The 20,008-nt window shown below is 38.6% G+C and carries 20 protein-coding genes; 18 read left to right on the top strand and 2 right to left on the bottom strand.

Annotated features, from left to right (window positions below; all coding sequences use genetic code 11):
• Window positions 1–81: 81 nt before the first annotated feature.
• The 14 genes from QRN68_RS25710 (at window position 82) to recO (ending at window position 11,357) form a co-directional block, all read left to right on the top strand.
• On the top strand, window positions 82–1,314 hold the full coding sequence (locus tag QRN68_RS25710) for an NfeD family protein (protein ID WP_285400204.1): 1,233 nt from the start codon (window positions 82–84) through the stop codon (window positions 1,312–1,314).
• 3 nt (window positions 1,315–1,317) lie between these two features.
• Window positions 1,318–2,322: a flotillin-like protein FloA gene (gene floA / locus QRN68_RS25705; RefSeq protein WP_285400203.1), complete on the top strand. Its 1,005-nt coding sequence runs from the start codon at window positions 1,318–1,320 to the stop codon at window positions 2,320–2,322.
• Window positions 2,323–2,349: 27 nt separating this feature from the next.
• Window positions 2,350–2,829 carry a hypothetical protein gene (locus tag QRN68_RS25700; RefSeq protein ID WP_285400201.1) on the top strand — a complete coding sequence of 160 codons (480 nt, stop codon included), beginning with the start codon at window positions 2,350–2,352 and terminating at the stop codon, window positions 2,827–2,829.
• A 54-nt stretch (window positions 2,830–2,883) separates the two neighbouring features.
• Window positions 2,884–3,144, top strand: coding sequence for a hypothetical protein (locus tag QRN68_RS25695; RefSeq protein ID WP_285400199.1), 261 nt, complete (start codon window positions 2,884–2,886; stop codon window positions 3,142–3,144).
• A complete protein-coding gene (locus QRN68_RS25690; RefSeq protein WP_285400197.1) occupies window positions 3,134–4,246 on the top strand; it encodes a sporulation protein YqfD in 1,113 nt (370 codons plus the stop codon). Before QRN68_RS25695 ends, QRN68_RS25690 begins: the two co-directional genes overlap by 11 nt.
• Before the next feature lie 2 nt (window positions 4,247–4,248).
• Window positions 4,249–5,205 carry a PhoH family protein gene (locus QRN68_RS25685; RefSeq protein WP_285400196.1) on the top strand — a complete coding sequence of 319 codons (957 nt, stop codon included), beginning with the start codon at window positions 4,249–4,251 and terminating at the stop codon, window positions 5,203–5,205.
• Window positions 5,206–5,444: 239 nt separating this feature from the next.
• A complete protein-coding gene (locus tag QRN68_RS25680) occupies window positions 5,445–5,651 on the top strand; it encodes a hypothetical protein (protein ID WP_285400194.1) in 207 nt (68 codons plus the stop codon).
• Between the two features lie 36 nt (window positions 5,652–5,687).
• Window positions 5,688–7,820, top strand: coding sequence for an HD family phosphohydrolase (locus tag QRN68_RS25675; protein ID WP_285400193.1), 2,133 nt, complete (start codon window positions 5,688–5,690; stop codon window positions 7,818–7,820).
• On the top strand, window positions 7,817–8,290 hold the full coding sequence (ybeY, locus tag QRN68_RS25670; RefSeq protein ID WP_285400192.1) for an rRNA maturation RNase YbeY: 474 nt from the start codon (window positions 7,817–7,819) through the stop codon (window positions 8,288–8,290). The genes QRN68_RS25675 and ybeY overlap by 4 nt, the downstream gene beginning before the upstream one ends.
• Window positions 8,291–8,641, top strand: a complete 351-nt coding sequence (locus tag QRN68_RS25665) for a diacylglycerol kinase family protein (protein ID WP_285400191.1) — start codon at window positions 8,291–8,293, stop codon at window positions 8,639–8,641. It begins immediately after the preceding gene.
• Window positions 8,642–8,803: 162 nt separating this feature from the next.
• Complete coding sequence (locus QRN68_RS25660; protein ID WP_142509859.1) at window positions 8,804–9,217, top strand: cytidine deaminase; 414 nt, start codon at window positions 8,804–8,806, stop codon at window positions 9,215–9,217.
• Window positions 9,204–10,121 (top strand): GTPase Era, encoded by a 918-nt coding sequence (gene era, locus QRN68_RS25655; RefSeq protein WP_285400189.1) that lies wholly within the window; start codon window positions 9,204–9,206, stop codon window positions 10,119–10,121. The genes QRN68_RS25660 and era overlap by 14 nt, the downstream gene beginning before the upstream one ends.
• 119 nt (window positions 10,122–10,240) lie before the next feature.
• A complete protein-coding gene (locus tag QRN68_RS25650) occupies window positions 10,241–10,510 on the top strand; it encodes a hypothetical protein (RefSeq protein ID WP_285400188.1) in 270 nt (89 codons plus the stop codon).
• 52 nt (window positions 10,511–10,562) lie between these two features.
• Entirely contained in the window at window positions 10,563–11,357 is a 795-nt protein-coding gene (recO, locus tag QRN68_RS25645) for a DNA repair protein RecO (RefSeq protein ID WP_285400187.1), read from the top strand.
• Between the two features lie 23 nt (window positions 11,358–11,380).
• Here the strand turns inward: recO and QRN68_RS25640 are convergent, their stop codons facing one another.
• Complete coding sequence (locus tag QRN68_RS25640) at window positions 11,381–12,799, bottom strand: S-layer homology domain-containing protein (RefSeq protein ID WP_285400186.1); 1,419 nt, start codon at window positions 12,797–12,799, stop codon at window positions 11,381–11,383.
• 552 nt (window positions 12,800–13,351) lie between these two features.
• Window positions 13,352–14,737 (bottom strand): glycine--tRNA ligase, encoded by a 1,386-nt coding sequence (locus tag QRN68_RS25635; protein WP_285400184.1) that lies wholly within the window; start codon window positions 14,735–14,737, stop codon window positions 13,352–13,354.
• Between the two features lie 439 nt (window positions 14,738–15,176).
• Here QRN68_RS25635 and ccpN point away from each other — a divergent pair, with 439 nt between their 5' ends.
• The 4 genes from ccpN to rpoD all read left to right on the top strand — a co-directional run bounded on the left by ccpN (window position 15,177) and on the right by rpoD (window position 19,840).
• Entirely contained in the window at window positions 15,177–15,809 is a 633-nt protein-coding gene (gene ccpN / locus QRN68_RS25630; protein WP_285400183.1) for a transcriptional regulator CcpN, read from the top strand.
• A gap of 19 nt (window positions 15,810–15,828) precedes the next feature.
• Window positions 15,829–16,641 carry a pyruvate, water dikinase regulatory protein gene (locus tag QRN68_RS25625; protein ID WP_285400181.1) on the top strand — a complete coding sequence of 271 codons (813 nt, stop codon included), beginning with the start codon at window positions 15,829–15,831 and terminating at the stop codon, window positions 16,639–16,641.
• 218 nt (window positions 16,642–16,859) lie between these two features.
• Window positions 16,860–18,680, top strand: coding sequence for a DNA primase (gene dnaG, locus QRN68_RS25620; RefSeq protein ID WP_285400180.1), 1,821 nt, complete (start codon window positions 16,860–16,862; stop codon window positions 18,678–18,680).
• Window positions 18,681–18,712: 32 nt separating this feature from the next.
• Entirely contained in the window at window positions 18,713–19,840 is a 1,128-nt protein-coding gene (gene rpoD, locus QRN68_RS25615; protein WP_285400179.1) for an RNA polymerase sigma factor RpoD, read from the top strand.
• Window positions 19,841–20,008 lie beyond the last annotated feature (168 nt).

The following is a 20,008-nucleotide window of genomic DNA, read 5'->3' as shown; positions in this document are numbered from 1 at the left end:
AAAATTATTAGGATTTTTGAAACTTTTTGCAAAGTCAGTCGTATATACAAGAGAGAAGCATGTTAGAAGGGAGGGAAAAAGATGCGGAGGCGGAGAATCCTCAGCTATTTATTAGTTATTTGGATGACATTTTTGTTAGCGTTTCCATTAACAACTGCTTTTGCAAGTAGCAAGGTCTACCACATACCTATTCATGATGAAGTAGAACGAGGACTGCACGCATTTTTAGAACGAACTTTTAAAGAGGCGGAGGAAAACGATGCAGAGGCGATTATTTTAGACATTCATACGCCTGGCGGTTTCGTGAATGCAGCGGGTGATATTGCTAGGCTTATGGATGCAACGGATATACGTACGATTGCGTATATTAACAAAGACGCGCATTCTGCAGGTGCTTTTTTAGCCTTACATGCGGATGAAATCTATATGGTGCCAAATGGAACAATAGGGGCGGCTGCAATAACCGATTCTGCAGGGAAAACAGCATCAGTGGATTTATCAAAATTTCGAGCAGGAGTAGGGAATTTATTAACTTTATCTGCTTCGGAGGCAAAACAAGTTGGTTATTCTAAGGGAACGGTTTCAAATTTCCAGGACCTTTTAGAAAAAACGCATTTAATGGATAGTGATATCGTTTCAATTGAGCCTACTTTTTCTGAAAAAATTGCTCGTTTTATTACGAATCCGATTATAGTTCCGATTTTATTGTCGATTGCGAGCTTAGGCCTTGTAATGGAGCTATTTTCTCCTAGGTTTGGTGTTCCAGGTATAGTGGGATTGTCAGCTTTGGGATTATTTTTCTTCGGCCATATGGTGGCGGGCTTCGCGGGTTATGAAACATTACTTTTATTCATAGTAGGCTTAGCACTCGTCATGGCGGAATTTTTTGTCCCCGGAGGTATCGTTGGTATTTTAGGTGGTTTGCTAATATTACTAAGTCTAATACTGGCAGGTGCAAACATGATGCAAATGATTATAGCGATTTTCATTGCGCTAATTGTAGCGATAATAGGAATGGTGATCCTGATGAAATTTTTCGGTAAAAAATTGCATGTTTTAAACAAACTGATCTTGCTGGATGCGACAACGACGGAAGAAGGCTATGTCTCTAACGTAAATCGCACAGAGTTGCTTGGAAAAGTGGGTAAAACGCTTACGCCACTCCGTCCGGCAGGTACGATGCTATTTGGCAGTGAACGCATTGACGTAGTATCAGAAGGTGGCTATGTTGATGCAGAGAAACATGTAGAAATTATTAAAGTAGAGGGCTCACGAATTGTTGTGAGACAAACAGAAATAGAGATGGAGGAATAGCAAATGGGATTTGATTTAGCTTTAATAGGTCCAATTGTTGGGCTAGTCTTATTATTCATTGTTCTAGCGGTATTCTTTACCTTTGTACCAGTGGCGCTGTGGATTTCTGCGCTTGCTGCAGGTGTCCGTGTTAGTATTTTCACATTAATCGGGATGCGTTTACGTCGAGTAATTCCATCGCGAATCGTGAATCCGTTAATTAAAGCACATAAAGCTGGGTTACCTGTTACAATCAATCAACTTGAAAGTCACTATTTAGCAGGTGGTAATGTTGACCGTGTAGTAAATGCGTTAATCGCGGCTCACCGTGCAAATATCGAGTTAACATTTGAGCGTTGTGCGGCAATTGATTTAGCGGGTCGTGATGTATTAGAAGCTGTACAAATGTCTGTTAACCCGAAAGTCATTGAAACACCATTTATTGCAGGTGTTGCTATGAACGGTATTGAAGTAAAAGCGAAGGCACGTATTACAGTTCGCGCAAACATTGAACGTTTAGTCGGTGGTGCGGGTGAAGAAACGGTTATTGCCCGTGTAGGTGAAGGGATCGTTTCTACAATTGGTAGTGCCTCTAGTCATACGACAGTTCTTGAAAATCCTGATATGATTTCTCAAACTGTATTAGCAAAAGGCTTAGATTCTGGTACAGCGTTTGAAATCTTATCGATCGATATTGCAGATGTTGATATCGGCAAAAACATCGGTGCAGAATTACAAATTGAACAAGCACAGGCAGATAAAAACATTGCCCAAGCGAAGGCCGAGGAACGTCGTGCAATGGCCGTAGCGAACGAGCAAGAAATGATTGCGCGTGTACAAGAGATGAAGGCGAAAGTAGTAGAAGCAGAAGCTGAAGTACCACAGGCAATGGCAGAAGCTCTACGCTCAGGTAATCTTGGTATTATGGATTACATGAACTACCGAAACATTCAAGCGGATACAGCTATGCGAGACTCCATTTCAAAAGTAAGCTCAGATAAGTCTGAAACAAATGAACCTAACGCATAAAAAAACGGAAAGGAGCGGTACTAATAAATGGAACAATTAATTATAGTTGCGATAATTGCCATAGTCAGCTCTATTTTCGGGAAATCAAAGAGTAAGAAAGAACAAAAATCAATGCCACCTTTTAATAAAGATTCACATGTTGAGCCTCCAGTTAAGGAGGTTCAACAACAACGTCCTACTGCTAATTCGCAAAGCTTTGAGGATTTTACGCGTGAATTTTTAGGGGAATGGAAGAATGGGCAGCCTAAAGTAGAAGAGCTTAGGAAAAATGTCGAAAAAAGAGTAAAAGAGCAAGTACCAAGTTATACAGCACAACCGTTAATCCCAACTGAGACAGTTAGTCGTACCACGAAAAGAGAAAGTATTGGTCGTTTGGCGACAGGGAAAAAAGATGTGGAAGTAACTGGATCACATTCGGCCTTTCAATTACCAAAGTCTAAAAAATCATTAATGCAGGCTATAGTAATGGCAGAGGTTTTAGGCCCTCCTAAAGCAAAAAGAAAATAATCAGCATGTCCTCCTTTTTCGATGCATATATTGCCGAAGAAGGAGGCATTTTTTATGAGAAAACTATTTCAATTAACGCCACTACTTGAATTATTACAATATGAAACATTAAAAATCATTGGCCCATATCGTTTCCTACATGCTGATGCTTCGTCATGCTCTTTTATCTATGCCGACTATCATATTACTGTGCGTGGAAAATCAGTGGAAATTAATGCTCTTAAAGAAGAAATGCTTCATCTTTCTGTAGAGGATTTGCAGGAGCTTCATATGAAAATGACAAAGGATATGGGTGTGAGCGATAATGTGGAATAATCGGCCAATTATCATACGTATAAAGCGCCACGAAAATGTTCATCCTTTTATTCAAGCATTGCATGCACAACATGTACCATTAAAACGTGTTGTCTTTCGTGAGCAAGAGGTTGCCTTTGAAACAACTATGCATTATCTACCAAAAATTCGTCGTGTACGTAGTCGTTATCGACTTAAAATGGCTGTCTATTATGCTGATGAGCTTCACGTTTTTCGAGCACAGCTTTGGACCTTGCTTGGCCTTGCGATGATGATATTAATCCCATTACTGTGCGCACAGGTTATATGGCGTGTTGACATTGAAGCGGCTTCACCAGAGTTGGAGCAACGTCTGGGTAAGACCTTTCAAAATACATTTCAATTAGAAACGCCCATGTCTAAAAAAGCTTTACCTTCAGATGCTGTCATTCGTCAGAAGCTTTTAGAAGAGCATCGAGATCTTTCCTGGGTGCATATTGAAAAGTATGGCGGACGTGTAATTTTACGACCTCAGGAGTCCCCGAAACAAACTAAACAAACGAATGAAAAACTAGCGTCGCATTTAGTGGCAACAAAAAGTGGTGTTATTACTCACTTTAATATTCAAAATGGTGAACGCAAAATTTCGGTGAACGATACTGCATACGAAGGTGATACTCTCGTAAGTGGGGTAATTGAAAGTGGTGAAGATCAAGTTTTTGTTGGAGCTAAAGGAGAGGTCTATGCTGATTATTGGCTTGAATGTTCATTTAAAATTCCAACAAAGCTAACGATGGAAACACTAGAACAGAAGCGATGGCGTGTACTAGTGAAAGGCATTCATAAAGAAAAAGTTGACTATGTGCAAAAGAAAGATTTACCTAATTGGCTCGATCCATATGTATCGATTGTTGAGGAACAATATACTAAAAAAATGCAAGTAGAGCTTGATGAATCCAAAATAGATTCAATGCTCATTCCATTACTTCATGAAAAGGTGCTGCGTTCATTACCTACTAAAACGGTTATAAAAAAAGAAAACCTTTTACAGGTAAAGTGGGGGAATGGTACAGTTGAAGGGAAAGTTCTATTTTTAGTCAATGAAAACATTGCCAGTCCAATACAAGGCCTACAAGGAGAATGATTATGTCAGAACATTTAACTGTATTACAAGTGGATAATCCAAACGAAGCGGTCATGCTACTCGGAATTTCAGATGCTAATATGAAATTAATCGAAGAGGCTTTACAAGTCCATATTATTACACGTGGTGAACAAATTCAGCTTGCTGGTGAAGAGGATGCGAAGGAACAAGCGACATACCTTTTACATGCTCTTTTGAAGGTCATTCGCAAAGGAATTAATATTGATCAACGTGATGTTGCAACAGCTATTGAAATGACACAAAAAGGAACAATCGAATATTTTGCAGAACTTTATGATGAAGAAATAGCACGCACGACGAAAGGAAAGCCTATCCGTGCAAAAACAATCGGTCAACGAGAATACATACAAGCAATCCGTCACAAAGACGTTGTTTTTGGTATCGGTCCAGCTGGTACTGGGAAGACGTATTTAGCGGTAGTCATGGCAACACAGGCACTAAAAAATGGGAACGTTAAGCGTATTATTTTAACACGCCCTGCAGTAGAGGCAGGAGAGTCATTAGGCTTTCTTCCAGGAGATTTGAAGGAAAAGGTAGATCCATATTTACGCCCTCTTTATGACGCTTTAAACGATATATACGGGGCAGAACAAACTCAACGACTTATCGAACGAGGCACAATCGAAATTGCACCTTTAGCGTATATGCGCGGCCGTACATTAGATGACGCCTTTGTTATTTTAGATGAAGCTCAAAATACGACACATCAGCAAATGAAGATGTTTTTAACGCGACTAGGCTTTGGCTCAAAAATGGTCATTACAGGCGATAAAACACAAATCGACCTACCGAAAAATACGGAATCTGGATTAATCGTGGCAGAACGCACACTAAAATATGTAAAATCTATACATTTCCAAATTTTAGAACAAGGCGATGTAGTACGCCACCCAATCGTAGCCAAAATCATCAAAGCCTACGAAGAACAGCAACTTTAATATGACCGCTTAGCGGTCATATTAAAGTCTGCACCGAAAGCAAAGCGGCAGGTGCAACGGTTTTTTAGAAGTCTGCACCGAAAGCGAAGCGGCAGGTGCAACGGGTTTTAGAAGTCTGCACCGAAAGCGAAGCGGCAGGTGCAACGGGGTTTGAAAGTCTGCGCCGAAAGCGAATCGGCTCATCGGACGCCCCCCAGGAAGCTTTGCTCTGTGCGAAAGCGTAGCGACAGCAACAACAAATGTTTTCTGTTGCGAAAGCGAAGCGTCAGCGGCAAATGTTTTCTGTAGCGAAAGCGAAGCGTCAGCAACAAAGCACCCAGTCGGAACGGAAATCAACTACACGCTTCGGGAGAAAGTCTTTAAAATGGAAAAAATGTGACAGCTATACAATTTGTATAGCTGTTTTTTTGCTTTCTTATACATTTTTCGGGAAAAATGTTTTTTGAATTGGTATGATAGTAGGTAGATAGAGGAGGTGCCAGATGGAGAAACAACTACAAAAATTTACAGAGCTTATTGGTTTCCGTTATTTTTTAATTGTCGTTCTCATCTTAACAGGAGCCCTACAATTTGTTCTTATGTATGGCAATGTTAGAGGTGTTACATATGATTTTAAACCATTGCAACTAGCGCCTGAAACAGTCCGATCTACTAAAACGATTGAAGACACTTTTAAAACCCAACAGGAGCGAGAAAAAGCAGCAAGTGCTGTTGAGCCAGTTTATGAATTTTCCGAGGATGTCGCTAAGCAGCGAGCAGCGATTGTAACTTCTTTATTTGACTATGTTCTTGAAGTAAAAGAGGATGTTGCTAGCAAGAAAGAACCTGTTCCGATTGGCGATCAAGTCGAGCAACTCCGAAAAAAATTTGAATCCATTGATTCAGATCAAATGCCAATTATTTTTACTGATTCACAGCTAGAAGGTTTGTTAATACAAAGTGAAGAAGATTTAAAAAGAACAAGTACGCAACTATCAAAACTTGTACAGGAATATTTACAAAAATCTATTCGCTCAGAAAATTTGTTTGTGGCTCAAAATGATTTTGAAACAAAAATTCGCGGACAACGAGGCTATCCAGATAAAATATTTAATACGGTAGTTTTAATTGGACGTATGAGTATTATCGAAAATGAAACGATTAATGAGGAACAAACGAAAATTCGAAAGGACCAGGCAAAAGAATCGGTTGAACCTACTCGAATTCTTCAAGGTCAAGTCATCGTACAGGAAGGACAAATTATTGATAATGAGGCGTTCCGTCAATTAGAGCTTCTAGGTATGGTGAGTAATAAAGCATCGATGAAACCGATTGCAGGTATTATTATTTTAATACTACTGCAAATGGTGTTCATGTTTATTTTATTTGAACGTTCGGATGCGGATGAAAATAAGAAACGTAAGGCTTTATTGGTGACAGTAATTGTTTATAGTTTATCCATCTTGCTAATGAAATTTATTAGCCTAGTCTCAGGTGGCTTTGATGTTACTGTTGCATTCCTTTTCCCGACAGCGCTGGCAACAATGCTTGTAAGGCTATTAGTGGATGATCGTGCTGCAGTTCTTATTACAGTTATGACAGCGGCATCGGCTGGTGTTATTTTCCAAGAGGGTTATTCATCTGTCATGCAGATGGAAATTACACTGTATATTATTTTTGGAGGCTTTGCGAGCTTATTCTTTTTACGTAGTGTGGAAAAGCGTTCGCATATTCTACATGCAGTAGGGGTTATAGGGTTAGTGAATATGTCGTTTATCGCATTTTATTTACTGATGACACAATCTACTTATGGTTTGTCAGAGTGGATGTTTTACTTTATCGCGGCATTGGTATCGGCTCTACTCTCAGGTGCTCTCACAATGGGGCTCTTACCATTCTTTGAATCGGCATTTAGTTTATTGTCGTCGTTGCGATTAATTGAACTTTCTAACCCAAATCATCCATTGTTGAAAAAATTACTAATGGAATCCCCAGGAACATATCATCATAGTGTAATGGTGGCTAACTTAGCAGAGGCGGCATGTGAGGAAATTGGAGCAGATGGATTACTAGCACGTGTAGGATGCTATTATCATGATATTGGCAAAACGAAGCGTCCTGCCTTTTTCATCGAGAATCAGATGTCTGGTATTAATCCGCATGATTCATTGCCCCCGGAAACAAGTGCAGAAATTATAATTGCCCATACAACGGATGGGGCTGAAATGCTAAATCGTTATAAGATGCCACAGGAGATTATTGATATTGCCTTGCAACATCACGGGACTAGTCTTTTAAAATACTTCTACTTTAAAGCGAAGGAAGAAGGAAAATGTATAGAAGAAACAACGTACAGATATCCAGGTCCAAAACCACAAACGAAGGAAGCAGCAGTTATTAGTGTTGCAGACAGCGTTGAGGCAGCGGTTCGATCGATGAAAGAACCGAATGCAGAAAAAATTAAAAAATTGGTACGCGCAATTATTGATGATCGAGTACAAGATAATCAGTTTGATGAATGCGATATTTCGATAAAAGAGTTAAAATGTATAGAGCGAGTACTTTGTGAAACGTTGAATGGAATTTTCCACTCACGTATTGAATATCCAAAGGCAGATAAGAAGGAGGATCTATGATTTTAACAATTGATTTTACAGATGAAACAAATGAAGTAACTGCGGAGCATATGGAGCTTGTTGGAAAGCTTTTACAGCATGCTGCAAAAATAGAAGATATTGAGCCAGAAACAGAAGTGTCGGTGACGTTTGTTACAAATGAAGCGATTCAAGAAATAAACCGAGAATATCGTGACAAGGATCAACCTACAGATGTTATCTCATTTGCTCTGGAGGAATTAGGTGAAGGAGAAAAGGGAATAACATTTGAAGGGATGCCTCGTGTTTTAGGAGATATTATTATTTCGACGGATCGTACAAAAGAACAAGCAGAGGAATATGGGCATACTTTTGAACGAGAATTAGGCTTTTTAGCGGTTCATGGTTTTTTACATCTACTTGGCTATGATCATATGGTACCAGAAGATGAAAAAGTTATGTTCGGTAAGCAGGATGAAATTTTACAGTCTTTTGGCTTAGGACGAGATTAAATGAATGTTCGCAAATATATCCGATCTTTTGGTTATGCCTTTGAAGGTATCGTTTTAGCCTGTAAAGAGCAAAACTTTAAGTCTCACTTGCTAAGTGCAGGAATTGTTTTAATTGCTGGCTATTTTACAGGTTTATCACGTGTGGAGTGGTATATTGTGCTACTATTAATAGCACTAATGTTTGCGCTTGAAATAGTTAATACTGCAATTGAGCGAGTAGTGGATTTAGCTTCGCCAAAAATACACCCACTTGCTAAACAAGCTAAAGATCTTGCAGCGGGTGCAGTGCTTGTATTTGCGATATTCAGTGCTATAATCGGATTACTCATCTTTATACCGAAATGGTTTTAACTTAATAAATTCATTAATCGGTATAGAGTAATTGCGATTGTGCTGGGGAAATATTTTATCTTCACTCAGGCGGATGTCACGGATTTTGAATTGTGCGGACACAACTCAAAATCCGGACGCAATTACGCCAAGGCGAAATTGATTAAGTAGAGGAGAACATTGATGACAATTGATATGCATGCATTACTAGAAGAATCAAAAAAAGCGCGTGAAAAGGCTTATGTACCTTATTCAAAATTTAAAGTTGGCGCGGCGATTTTAACGAAAAATGGAGAGGTTATTCATGGCTGCAATATTGAAAATGCTGGCTATAGTATGACCAATTGTGCTGAGCGTACAGCATTTTTTAAAGCTGTGTCAGAAGGTATTTATGATTTTGAGGCGATTGCTATTGTAGCTGATACGGATGGACCTTGTGCGCCATGTGGAGCTTGTCGTCAAGTGATGATGGAATTTTGCAAGCCATCTATGCCTGTATATTTAACAAACTTAAAAGGTGATGTCACGGTAACGTCTGTAGGCGAATTACTACCGTTTGCATTTACAACGGAGGATTTAGAGAATGCTGGAAAATAATAATGGCTATAAGTCAGGATTTATCTCCATAATCGGTCGACCAAATGTAGGGAAATCAACATTTTTAAACCGAGTTATTGGTCAAAAAATTGCGATTATGAGTGATAAACCACAAACAACACGAAATAAAGTACAAGGTGTACTAACATCAAATGATAGCCAAATGATTTTTATAGATACACCAGGAATCCATAAGCCGAAACATAAGCTAGGGGATTTTATGCTAAAGGTTTCTAAAAATACATTGCGTGAAGTGGATGTTATTATGTTCATGGTAAATGCAGAGCAGAAACTTGGAAAGGGTGACGAATTCATCCTAGAAATGTTGGCGGGTAATCCAACCCCTGTATTCCTAATTATCAATAAAATAGATCAAATTCATCCTGATGAATTAATGGGGATAATTGAAAGCTACAAAGATCGTTATGATTTTGCAGAAATAGTTCCCATTTCAGCTTTACAAGGAAATAACGTAGATAATCTATTGGTGACACTAACGAAATACTTACCGGAGGGTCCGCAATATTATCCAGCAGATCAAGTTACGGATCATCCTGAGCGATTTATTATTTCAGAGTTAATTCGTGAAAAGGTGTTACATTTAACACGCGAAGAAATTCCTCATTCCATTGCTGTTGTCATTGATAAAATTCGCCGTGATGAAGAAAATGAAGATAAAATTCGTGTGGCGGCAACAATTATCGTGGAAAGAGATTCTCAAAAAGGGATTGTTATTGGTAAACGCGGGGCCTTATTAAAAGAAGTAGGAATTCGTGCACGAAAAGATATTGAGATGCTTCTTGGTTCAAAAGTGTATTTAGAGCTTTGGGTAAAGGTACAGAAGGATTGGCGAAATAAATCAACACATTTACGCGACTTCGGTTTCCGTGATGATGAATATTAACTTCTTTCAGCGGGTGTCCAAACATCCGCTGAAATAGAGGAACTCAGTCTAAAAACGCCACGTCCTGTGGCAATTTAACTGTGCGAAAGCGAAGCGACAGCAACAACATGGTTTTATCTGTGCGAAAGCGAAGCGGCAGCAACAACACGGTTTTAACTGTGCGAAAGCGAAGCGACAGCAACAACACGGTTTTAACTGTGCGAAAGCGAAGCGACAGCAACACGGTTTTAACTGTGCGAAAGCGAAGCGACAGCAACAACAACAACAACAACAACAACAACAACAACAACAACAACAACAACGCACTACTGAGTGACCAACATCATGTTCGAAACAACTTTACAGCATTCCTATTTGTCGCTGTAGTTTTAAATGGAGCTGTCCAATAATTTATTGGAGAGCTCTATTTTCATGCGAAGCTTGTAGAAAGGAGGAGGACTAGTGCTTTATAAATGGGAAGGAATTGTCCTAAAGGTACGAGCTTATGGGGAATCAAATAAAATTGTCACATTATTAACTAAAGAAGCAGGGAAGGTTGCTACGATGGCTCGAGGTGCCAAGAAGCCTTCCAGTAGATTAGCATCTGTGACACAGCCGTTCACGTATGGCATGTTTATGGTACAGCATCATACTGGTATGGGGACAATGCAACAAGGTGAGCATCTTAATTCAATGCGCCATATTCGTGAGGATATCATGGCAACGGCATATGCAAGTTATATAATGGAACTTGTCGAACGTGTAGTAGAAGAAGGAAAAGCTGAGCCATTTGCATTCGATGTGCTCCTACAAGCATTACAAGCAATCGAGGAAGGTTATGACCCAGAGGCTATTACATTATTCGTAGAATGGAAAATGCTCCCCTATACAGGAGTACAGCCTATATTACATGCGTGTGCTACTTGTGGTTCAGTCGATGGTGAATTTGCATTTTCCTTTACACAGGGAGGCTTTTTATGTCATCGCTGTTATCATCATGATCCCTATATCATTCGATTGACACCGACTCAGCTTAAGCTTATTCGAATGTTCTATACTGTACCGATTGACCAGATTGGAAAATTAGAATTAAAAAAAGAAACAAAGTATTTTATAAAAAAAATAATTTCAACAATTTATGAAGAGCAAACAGGAATTCGTTTTAAGACTAAAAAATTTATCGAGCAGCTTGAGAGAACGCCTGAATTACAGTTAAGAACAAGTGCCGATCAAGAAAAAACGCCAGAAGACCATTAACATTGATCTTCTGGCATTTTACTTTAAAATTCTTCTTGATCATCCATAAATTCGTAAGAAGTAGCCCATTTATTAGCGATTTTTAGAAATTCAATATATAGGTAAGCAGTTTCACCATTTTTACCTGTAATATGTAAAATAGAAGTGCCTTCTGCTAGTGGTGTAACATTTACTTTGTTTTCCTTTATCGAAGCTTTCACAGCTGCTGGCTCAAAATTTAACTTTTCTAAAGCAACACTTGTTGGCTCGAACGATAGATCCTCATTTGAAAACGCTAACTCATCTGTAATTTGGTACAAATCAATACTGCGCACGAAATCATACGTATCGACATCAGCTACCATCGTTTGTTGTTGTGTACCATTACTGAATGTTAGCGTATATTGCCCATTTTTATAGATAGAAAGTGTAGCTGTTTTATTAGTTGATTTAAAATTATACAATTCAGGAGATAAGGCTTGACCATCTGCTGTTTGAATACTTACCTCTGTAGGGACAAAGTTTAAACCGCTTTCCGATAAGTTGAGCGGTAAGTTTTCTACATAATCCCCTTCATTCACTTCTTGAAGTGTTGTTTGCAGCTTTCCATTTACATTTTTCACATGTACTAAGTAAAAGAAATCTTTTAAATCTTGAGTATCTTCCTCAAAGCCCGTAATTACTAATTTTCCTGTGCCTTCTTTTAGTGGTTTAATTGTAATGGACTCCGTCAGATAATCTTCTTCATCTTCATCCCATGTAAAAATATCCTCTGCAGGCTTAATGCCGCCATAAGAAGCGAAAATATAGTCTTGATTAAATTGACTAGTATAAACGGTAGAGTTACCTTGAGCATTTTCAGCACGTACAACAAACGATGCTAACTGGGAGCGTTTTACATTACTTTGCGGTCCAAAGGTAGTAGGAGTTGTACCTTTTGTTATGCTGTTGGCAAATAGTGTTTTTATATAGGGTTCGTATTCACTGCCTGTCTTGACATCATTGAAAGGAATGTCAACGCCGTTTGTGATTGGTAAATGAAAGCCTTTCACAATCATTTTTGACATTTGTCCACGTGTAATATTTTTAGTTGGGTAGAAATAGCCGTTGGAGCCACTAATAATGCCTGCATTTGCTAAAGCAGCGATCGCACCATAGTTTTCATCGCCAGGTTTTATATCCTTAAAATTAGGGTTTTTTACATGAACCGTATCGAGCTTTAAAATTCCGGCCAAAATTTTTGCCGCTTGTGAACGAGTAATTAGATTAGCAGGTTTAAATGTGCCATCTGGGTAGCCTGAAATAATGCCACGTCCGGCTAAGTTAATAATAGCCTTACCTTCCTCTGTTGATGCATTTACATCGGGGAATACTGATGCAGCAGTTGCCGAGGGTGCAATTACAATAGCACCTGTTACTAGTGCTGAGGCCATTGCGATTTGATAAAAACGATGATTCTTCAAATTATTTCCTCCAAAGTAGTCAATAAAAATTTTATAGTATTGCCTTTTTCTATAATCCTACCATTTACAATTTCAAACTTCCAGACGTTGAATCTTCACCAAAATATGTATTTAACTGCACTTTCTGTTACGTAAGGATGCTTTCAGTGAGGGAGACCTGAGCCTCCTTGTCACTTATACCTATGGGATCGCAAAAACAGGGGCACTCGTCTCTCCATATGTTTTTATAGTCACAATACTTTTTTGTCTGGAACAGATTTTAGTATTGATGCTGGGAGATTGAATGTTAATAGATTGGAATTGTAGTGAATTGTTGTTATTTAAAGATTAACTATAATACTTTATTTATATCAAAAAGATGAAGGTGAGAATAGAGGGAATACTATCCTGTAAAAAATTAGCTATCACTATAATGTGGGGTTGATCTCCGTTCCGACTGGGAAAATCTGAAGAGTCGCTTGGAACAAAGGTGTTTTATGTGCAAAAGCGAAGCGGCGTGCATTTAAAGAGGAGTCGCATGATAAGCGACTCCCTCCATATATACGTATTAAATTAGAATTGAAGGTGTTTTTCAATGTATGCTTTAACTTCTGTAATAGGCATACGCACTTGAGACATTGAATCACGATGACGTACTGTTACTTGACCATCCTCTTTTGAGTCGAAGTCGTATGTGATACAGAATGGTGTACCGATTTCATCTTGTCGACGATAACGTTTACCGATTGATTGTGACTCGTCAAAGTCAACTGGGAATGCTTTGCGAAGCTCTGCCCAAACATCAGTAGCCTCATCTGAAAGCTTTTTAGAAAGTGGTAGGACTGCAGCTTTAAATGGTGCTAGAGCAGGGTGGAAGCGTAAAACTGTACGTTTATCATCGCCTTCAAGCTCTTCTTCGTCATAAGCATCGCAAAGGAATGCTAATGTTACACGGTCTGCACCTAAAGATGGCTCGATGCAATATGGAACATAACGTTCGTTCGATACTGGATCGATGTAAGTGAAATCTTCACCAGAATGCTCCATATGCTGTTTTAAATCGTAATCTGTGCGATCCGCTACGCCCCAAAGCTCGCCCCAACCGAATGGGAATTTAAATTCGATATCAGTTGTAGCATTTGAATAGTGAGACAATTCATCTTCCTCATGATCGCGAAGACGCATAGACTCTTCTTTCATTCCTAAGTTTAACAACCAGTTTTTACAAAATTCTTTCCAGTATGCGTGCCATTCAAGATCTTCACCTGGCTTGCAGAAAAATTCAAGCTCCATTTGTTCAAATTCACGCGTACGGAATGTGAAGTTACCTGGAGTAATTTCGTTACGGAATGATTTACCGATTTGAGCAATACCGAATGGTGTACGTTTACGCATAGAGCGTTGTACGTTTTTGAAGTTTACGAAAATACCTTGTGCAGTTTCTGGGCGTAAATAAATTTCATTAGTAGAAGATTCAGTTACACCTTGGAATGTTTTAAACATTAAATTGAATTGACGAATATCTGTAAAATCAGCTTTACCACAATCTGGGCAAACTACGTCATACTTAACCATCGTTTCTTTCATTTGGTCAAATGTCATACCATCGACAATGATTTCATCGCCTTTAGCTAGCGCAGCGTCTTCGATGATTTTATCAGCACGATGGCGCGCTTTACATGCTTTACAATCAACCATTGGGTCATTAAAGTTACCAACGTGACCAGAAGCCACCCAAGCTTTTGGGTTCATTAAAATGGCAGCATCTATACCAACATTGTGCTCTGATTCTTGGACAAATTTTTGCCACCATGCTTTTTTAACATTGTTTTTTAATTCAACACCTAGTGGACCGTAATCCCAAGTGTTTGCTAAGCCTCCATAGATTTCAGAACCAGGGAAGACAAAGCCGCGATGCTTTGCTAATGATACGATTGTTTCCATTGATTTGTTAGCCATAAAAATAGCCTCCTTCATAGTTTTCAGCGAATTAATAAAACTGATCAACAAATTCGCCAGAGATATTTCTTAATTTAGTAAGAACTAAATTAAAAATAGCACCCGTCTCCGGGCATAATAAATGCCCAGGGACGAGTGCTAAAACCCGCGGTTCCACCCTGATTGTTTTAAACGTGATGTTTAAAACCTCTTTTCAAAAAGTTAGCTCAAGGAGTGCCTTTTCTCTGTTACTACGTAGACTTTCACCATCTTCTACTCGCTTTAAAATGGAACAGATACTTTTTTTCCCGTCATCGCCTGTATAACGCAAATCGCTCGAAAATACAACTAGAGCAAGCGTATGTGTCAATATTGTAGCATGTAGTTCTTTTCTTCGCAATAATTATTAAAATAGTATATAATAATTGAGCATAAGTATAACACTATTAGATTTGAGGCGGTGAGTCCAATCGAACTCAATAAACGTCAGGAAGACATTTTACAAATTGTGAAAGAAAACGGCCCGATCACAGGCGAACATATTGCAGAACGTCTCAGTCTGACAAGAGCGACTTTAAGACCAGATTTAGCTATACTCACAATGGCGGGCTTTTTAGATGCTAGACCACGTGTTGGCTATTTCTATTCAGGTAAAAAAACATCCGCTACATTGACGGATAGTATTAACAATTTAAAGGTGAAAGATTTTCATTCAGGACCTGTTGTAGTACCAGAAACAATGACTGTTTATGATGCGATTTGCTTCATGTTTTCAGAGGATGTTGGAACACTCTTTGTCGTGGATAAGAATGAGTTTTTGACAGGGGTACTATCTCGCAAGGATTTACTACGTACAAGTATTGGTACTCAGGATTTAAATAAAATCCCTGTACATATCATCATGACACGTATGCCAAATATTTCGTACTGTGAGAGATCAGATTCTTTAGTTGTCGCAGCGAATAAACTAATTGAACGAGAAGTTGATTCGTTACCAGTAGTAGAGCCTCAGGAAGGCGGATTGACAATCGTCGGTCGTCTTACAAAAACGACGATTACACGAGCTTTCTTATCACTTGCACAGAATGTCTAAATACTTGAAGGAGAACAGTATGAAAAGACTACGCGTTTTTGTTGTATCTGATTCAGTCGGTGAAACAGGTGATCAAGTAGCAAAAGCAGTTATTAGCCAGTTTCGACCTGGTTTGGAAAACACGGTGATTCGGCGTTTTCCTCATATTCAATCAGAGGAGCTCATCCGAAAAATTGTTTGTCTTGCGGAGAAACAACAGGCAGTTATTGTGTACACGCTTGTACGACAGGAGATGCGATCGTTATTACATGAACTGTGTGAACAAGAAAAGGTACATGCAATTGATATTTTAGGACCTGCTTTAAAAACAATGGCAACATTTATGGAAGAGATTCCACTAGAAGCACCAGGAATCGTTCATAAACTAGATGATGATTACTTTAAAAAAATTGAGGCTATTGAATTTGCAGTAAAATATGATGATGGTAGAGATCCACGTGGTCTATTACAGGCTGATATAGTGCTCGTTGGGGTTTCTCGTACCTCTAAAACACCGTTATCACAATATTTAGCACATAAACGTTATAAGGTGGCGAATGTACCTTTAGTACCAGAAGTAGAGCCACCTGAAGAATTATTGAAGATTGACCCAAAAAAATGTTTCGGTTTAATTATTTCTCCTGATAAATTAAACTCAATTAGAAAAGAAAGATTAATGACCCTTGGATTGAATGACGATGCGATTTATGCGCAACATAAGCGTATATTAGAAGAAATCCAGCATTTTGAAAAAATTGTCGGTAAAATTGGTTGTAAGGTTATTGATGTAACAAACAAGGCTGTAGAAGAAACAGCAAATGTTATTATTGAGTATATCTCGACCTGTAAATAAGAAATGAATGTCGATAAACCACCTCGGTTGTAAGAGGCGGTTTTTTTGAGTCGGTTTTGAAAATAGTATAGATAAAAACTAATTTATGTTTTATAATAATAAAATTGTGGTAAAAATATTTATAAAGAGAAAAATCCTATTTTTTTGTCGAGAAATAAAGGATTTTTAAATCGGATAGCGAATTGTGTTTTAGTACGTAATTTAAAGATGGTGATGATTTGGCAGGGAAAATTCCAGAAGAAGTGATTGAACAGATTCGTACACAATCGGAAATTGTTGATGTCATAAGCGAATACATGCAGCTTACAAAGCGTGGGCGCAATTGGTTTGGCCTCTGTCCTTTTCATGGAGAACAAACGCCTTCTTTTTCTGTGTCATCTGACAAACAAATTTTTCATTGCTTTGGTTGTGGTGCAGGTGGGAATGCTATTACTTTTGTCATGGATATAGAAGGTATTTCTTTTCCTGACGCAGTTGTGAAACTTGGTGAACGTGTTGGCATACACTTAGATGTTGGGCCTAGTTTACCTGAAGTAACGAAAAAGGTATCTAAAGCAGAAGAAAGGATGAAAGAAGCACACGCTTTTGCAGCAGATTTTTTTCATCATTTACTGTTAAACACGGAAGATGGTGAAGAACCTTTAAATTATTTACTAGAAAGAGGATTTACAAGGGAACTTATAGAATCTAATAGCATTGGATGGTCTCTTCCAAGCTTTGATGCATTAACGATATTGCTTGAAAGAAAAGGTTATAACTTACAAGAAATCGCAGAAAGTGGTTTAATCATCAAGCGAGAAGGGGAAGAGCGCTATTTTGATCGTTTTAGAGGACGTATTATGTTTCCTATTCGTGATGAGAATGGAAAGATTATTGCCTTCTCAGGACGAATCCTTTCATCGACTGGTGAAGAGGCAAAATATTTAAATAGTCCAGAATCACCAATATTTCAAAAGAGTGAAGTGCTATATAACCTAGATAAAGCACGAACCTCAATCAGAAAAAATCGTCAAGTAGTATTGATGGAAGGATTTATGGATGTTTTAGCAGCAACTTCTGTTGGTGTAACGAATGCCGTAGCAACAATGGGTACTTCGCTTACGAATCAGCATATTACAAAGCTAAAGCGCTTAGTAGAGCAGATTACGATTTGCTATGACGGTGATAATGCTGGGTTTGATGCGGCAAAAAGAGCGGCACAATTACTCCAAACGGAACGTATGAAAGTCAATATTGCGGTGTTACCAGACAAGCTAGATCCCGATGAATACATTCGTAGTTTAGGTGGACAAGCATTTAAAGAACAAATTTTGGAAAATCCTCATGCGTATATTGCTTTTATGATGATGCATGCTAGACGAAATAAGAACTTTCAATTTGAAAATGATACGCTTCAATATATTCAAGAGGTTCTTGAACAATTGGTAGGTAGATCCTCACCGGTTGAACGAGATTTGTATATAAGACAGCTATCGAATGAGACAAATATCTCGGAAGAAGCAATTTATGCTCAGTTCCGAAAGCTGGAGGCAAATCAGGTACGTTCTACAAAAGTAGAAATGCCTGTTCAGGCGCCTTCGATGCCGGTCACGCAGTCACATAAGCCTATGGACGCAGCCGAACGTGCCGAACGTTTATTACTAGCTCATATGCTTCATAATATAGATGTAGTGGACAGGGTATTACGTAGTGAGCAAAAAGAGCCATTTGTACGAGATGCCTATATGGCAGTTTTTGTTCGCTTAGTAGGATTTTATGAGGAATATGGTCATCCTGATTATCAGCGTTTTGTTGAGATATTAGATGACTCGGAATTACGAAAAATTGTTATGGAAGCGGCTTTAGTAGAACGAGACCCCGACCAAGCAGAAGCGGAGGTCACAGACTCAATACGTCAGCTGCATAAATATAGAATTGAGCAAGAAATTCAACAAAAGATGCATGAGTCAAAGGAAGCGGAGAAGATGCATGAGTATGTACGTGCACTTGAAATCGCCCAACAGATTATTCATTTAAGAAAATCGTTATCGGCGATTTAACCCGATTCGGTTGTTTAGAAGGAGGAAGGTTTATGGCGGACAAGTCAGAACGTTCAAAAGAGGTAGAAGTAGAAATTACATTAGATGAAGCAAAAAAAATACTACAAGAAAAAGCAAAAACAGAAGGTGAAATTTCGATGAAAGAAATTTCAGAGAAACTAGCGCCTTATGAATTGGAGAATGAAGAGATTTTCCACTTTGCTGAGGATCTTGAAAAGAATAAAGACATTCAAATTATCGGAAAAGAAGAATTTGAAGAAGAAAGCTTAATGAAAGAAGAAGCATCTGAAGAGACTTTCGATTTAAATGATTTGAGTGTACCACCAGGTGTTAAAATAAATGACCCTGTACGCATGTATTTAAAAGAAATTGGGCGGGTTGATTTACTTTCTGCCGAGCAAGAAATCGCATTAGCGGAGCGTATTGAGCAAGGTGACGAGGAAGCTCGTAAACGCCTAGCAGAAGCAAACTTACGTCTTGTTGTATCGATTGCGAAGCGATATGTTGGCCGTGGTATGCTATTCCTTGATTTAATTCAAGAGGGGAATATGGGGCTTATCAAGGCTGTTGAGAAATTTGACTACCGTAAAGGCTTTAAATTCTCCACATATGCAACATGGTGGATTCGTCAAGCAATTACACGTGCAATTGCAGACCAAGCACGTACAATCCGTATTCCAGTGCATATGGTTGAAACAATTAATAAATTAATTCGTGTACAGCGCCAATTATTACAAGACTTAGGTCGCGAGCCATCTCCAGAAGAAATTGGAGAAGAAATGGATTTAACACCTGAAAAAGTACGCGAAATTTTAAAAATTGCGCAAGAACCAGTATCTCTAGAAACACCAATTGGAGAAGAAGACGATTCACATTTAGGAGACTTTATTGAGGATTCTGAAGCTCAATCTCCATCTGACCATGCAGCATATGAATTGTTAAAAGAGCAGCTAGAAGATGTGTTAGATACATTAACTGACCGTGAAGAAAATGTCCTTCGCCTACGTTTCGGTTTAGATGATGGTCGCACACGTACATTAGAAGAAGTAGGGAAAGTATTTGGTGTAACACGTGAACGTATTCGCCAAATTGAAGCGAAGGCGCTTCGAAAACTACGCCACCCTTCTCGCAGCAAACGTTTAAAAGATTTCTTAGAATAAAGATAAACATGTTGGGGCTATCCAATTAGTGATGACTAATTGGAAGGCCCTTTTTTAAACTCTTATTATACCGACCTGAACATTAAACTAGGAGAATATCCGCGGAAGGGAAGGAAATCATAGCTGTCAACTTTAGATTTAAAAACATCTATTTGATATTTTTTTTAA

Source organism: Lysinibacillus sp. fls2-241-R2A-57 (assembly GCF_030209535.1).
Classification (GTDB): domain Bacteria; phylum Bacillota; class Bacilli; order Bacillales_A; family Planococcaceae; genus Lysinibacillus.
Note: the sequence above shows the minus strand (reverse complement) of the source record. Positions and strands in the feature narration are given on the sequence as shown.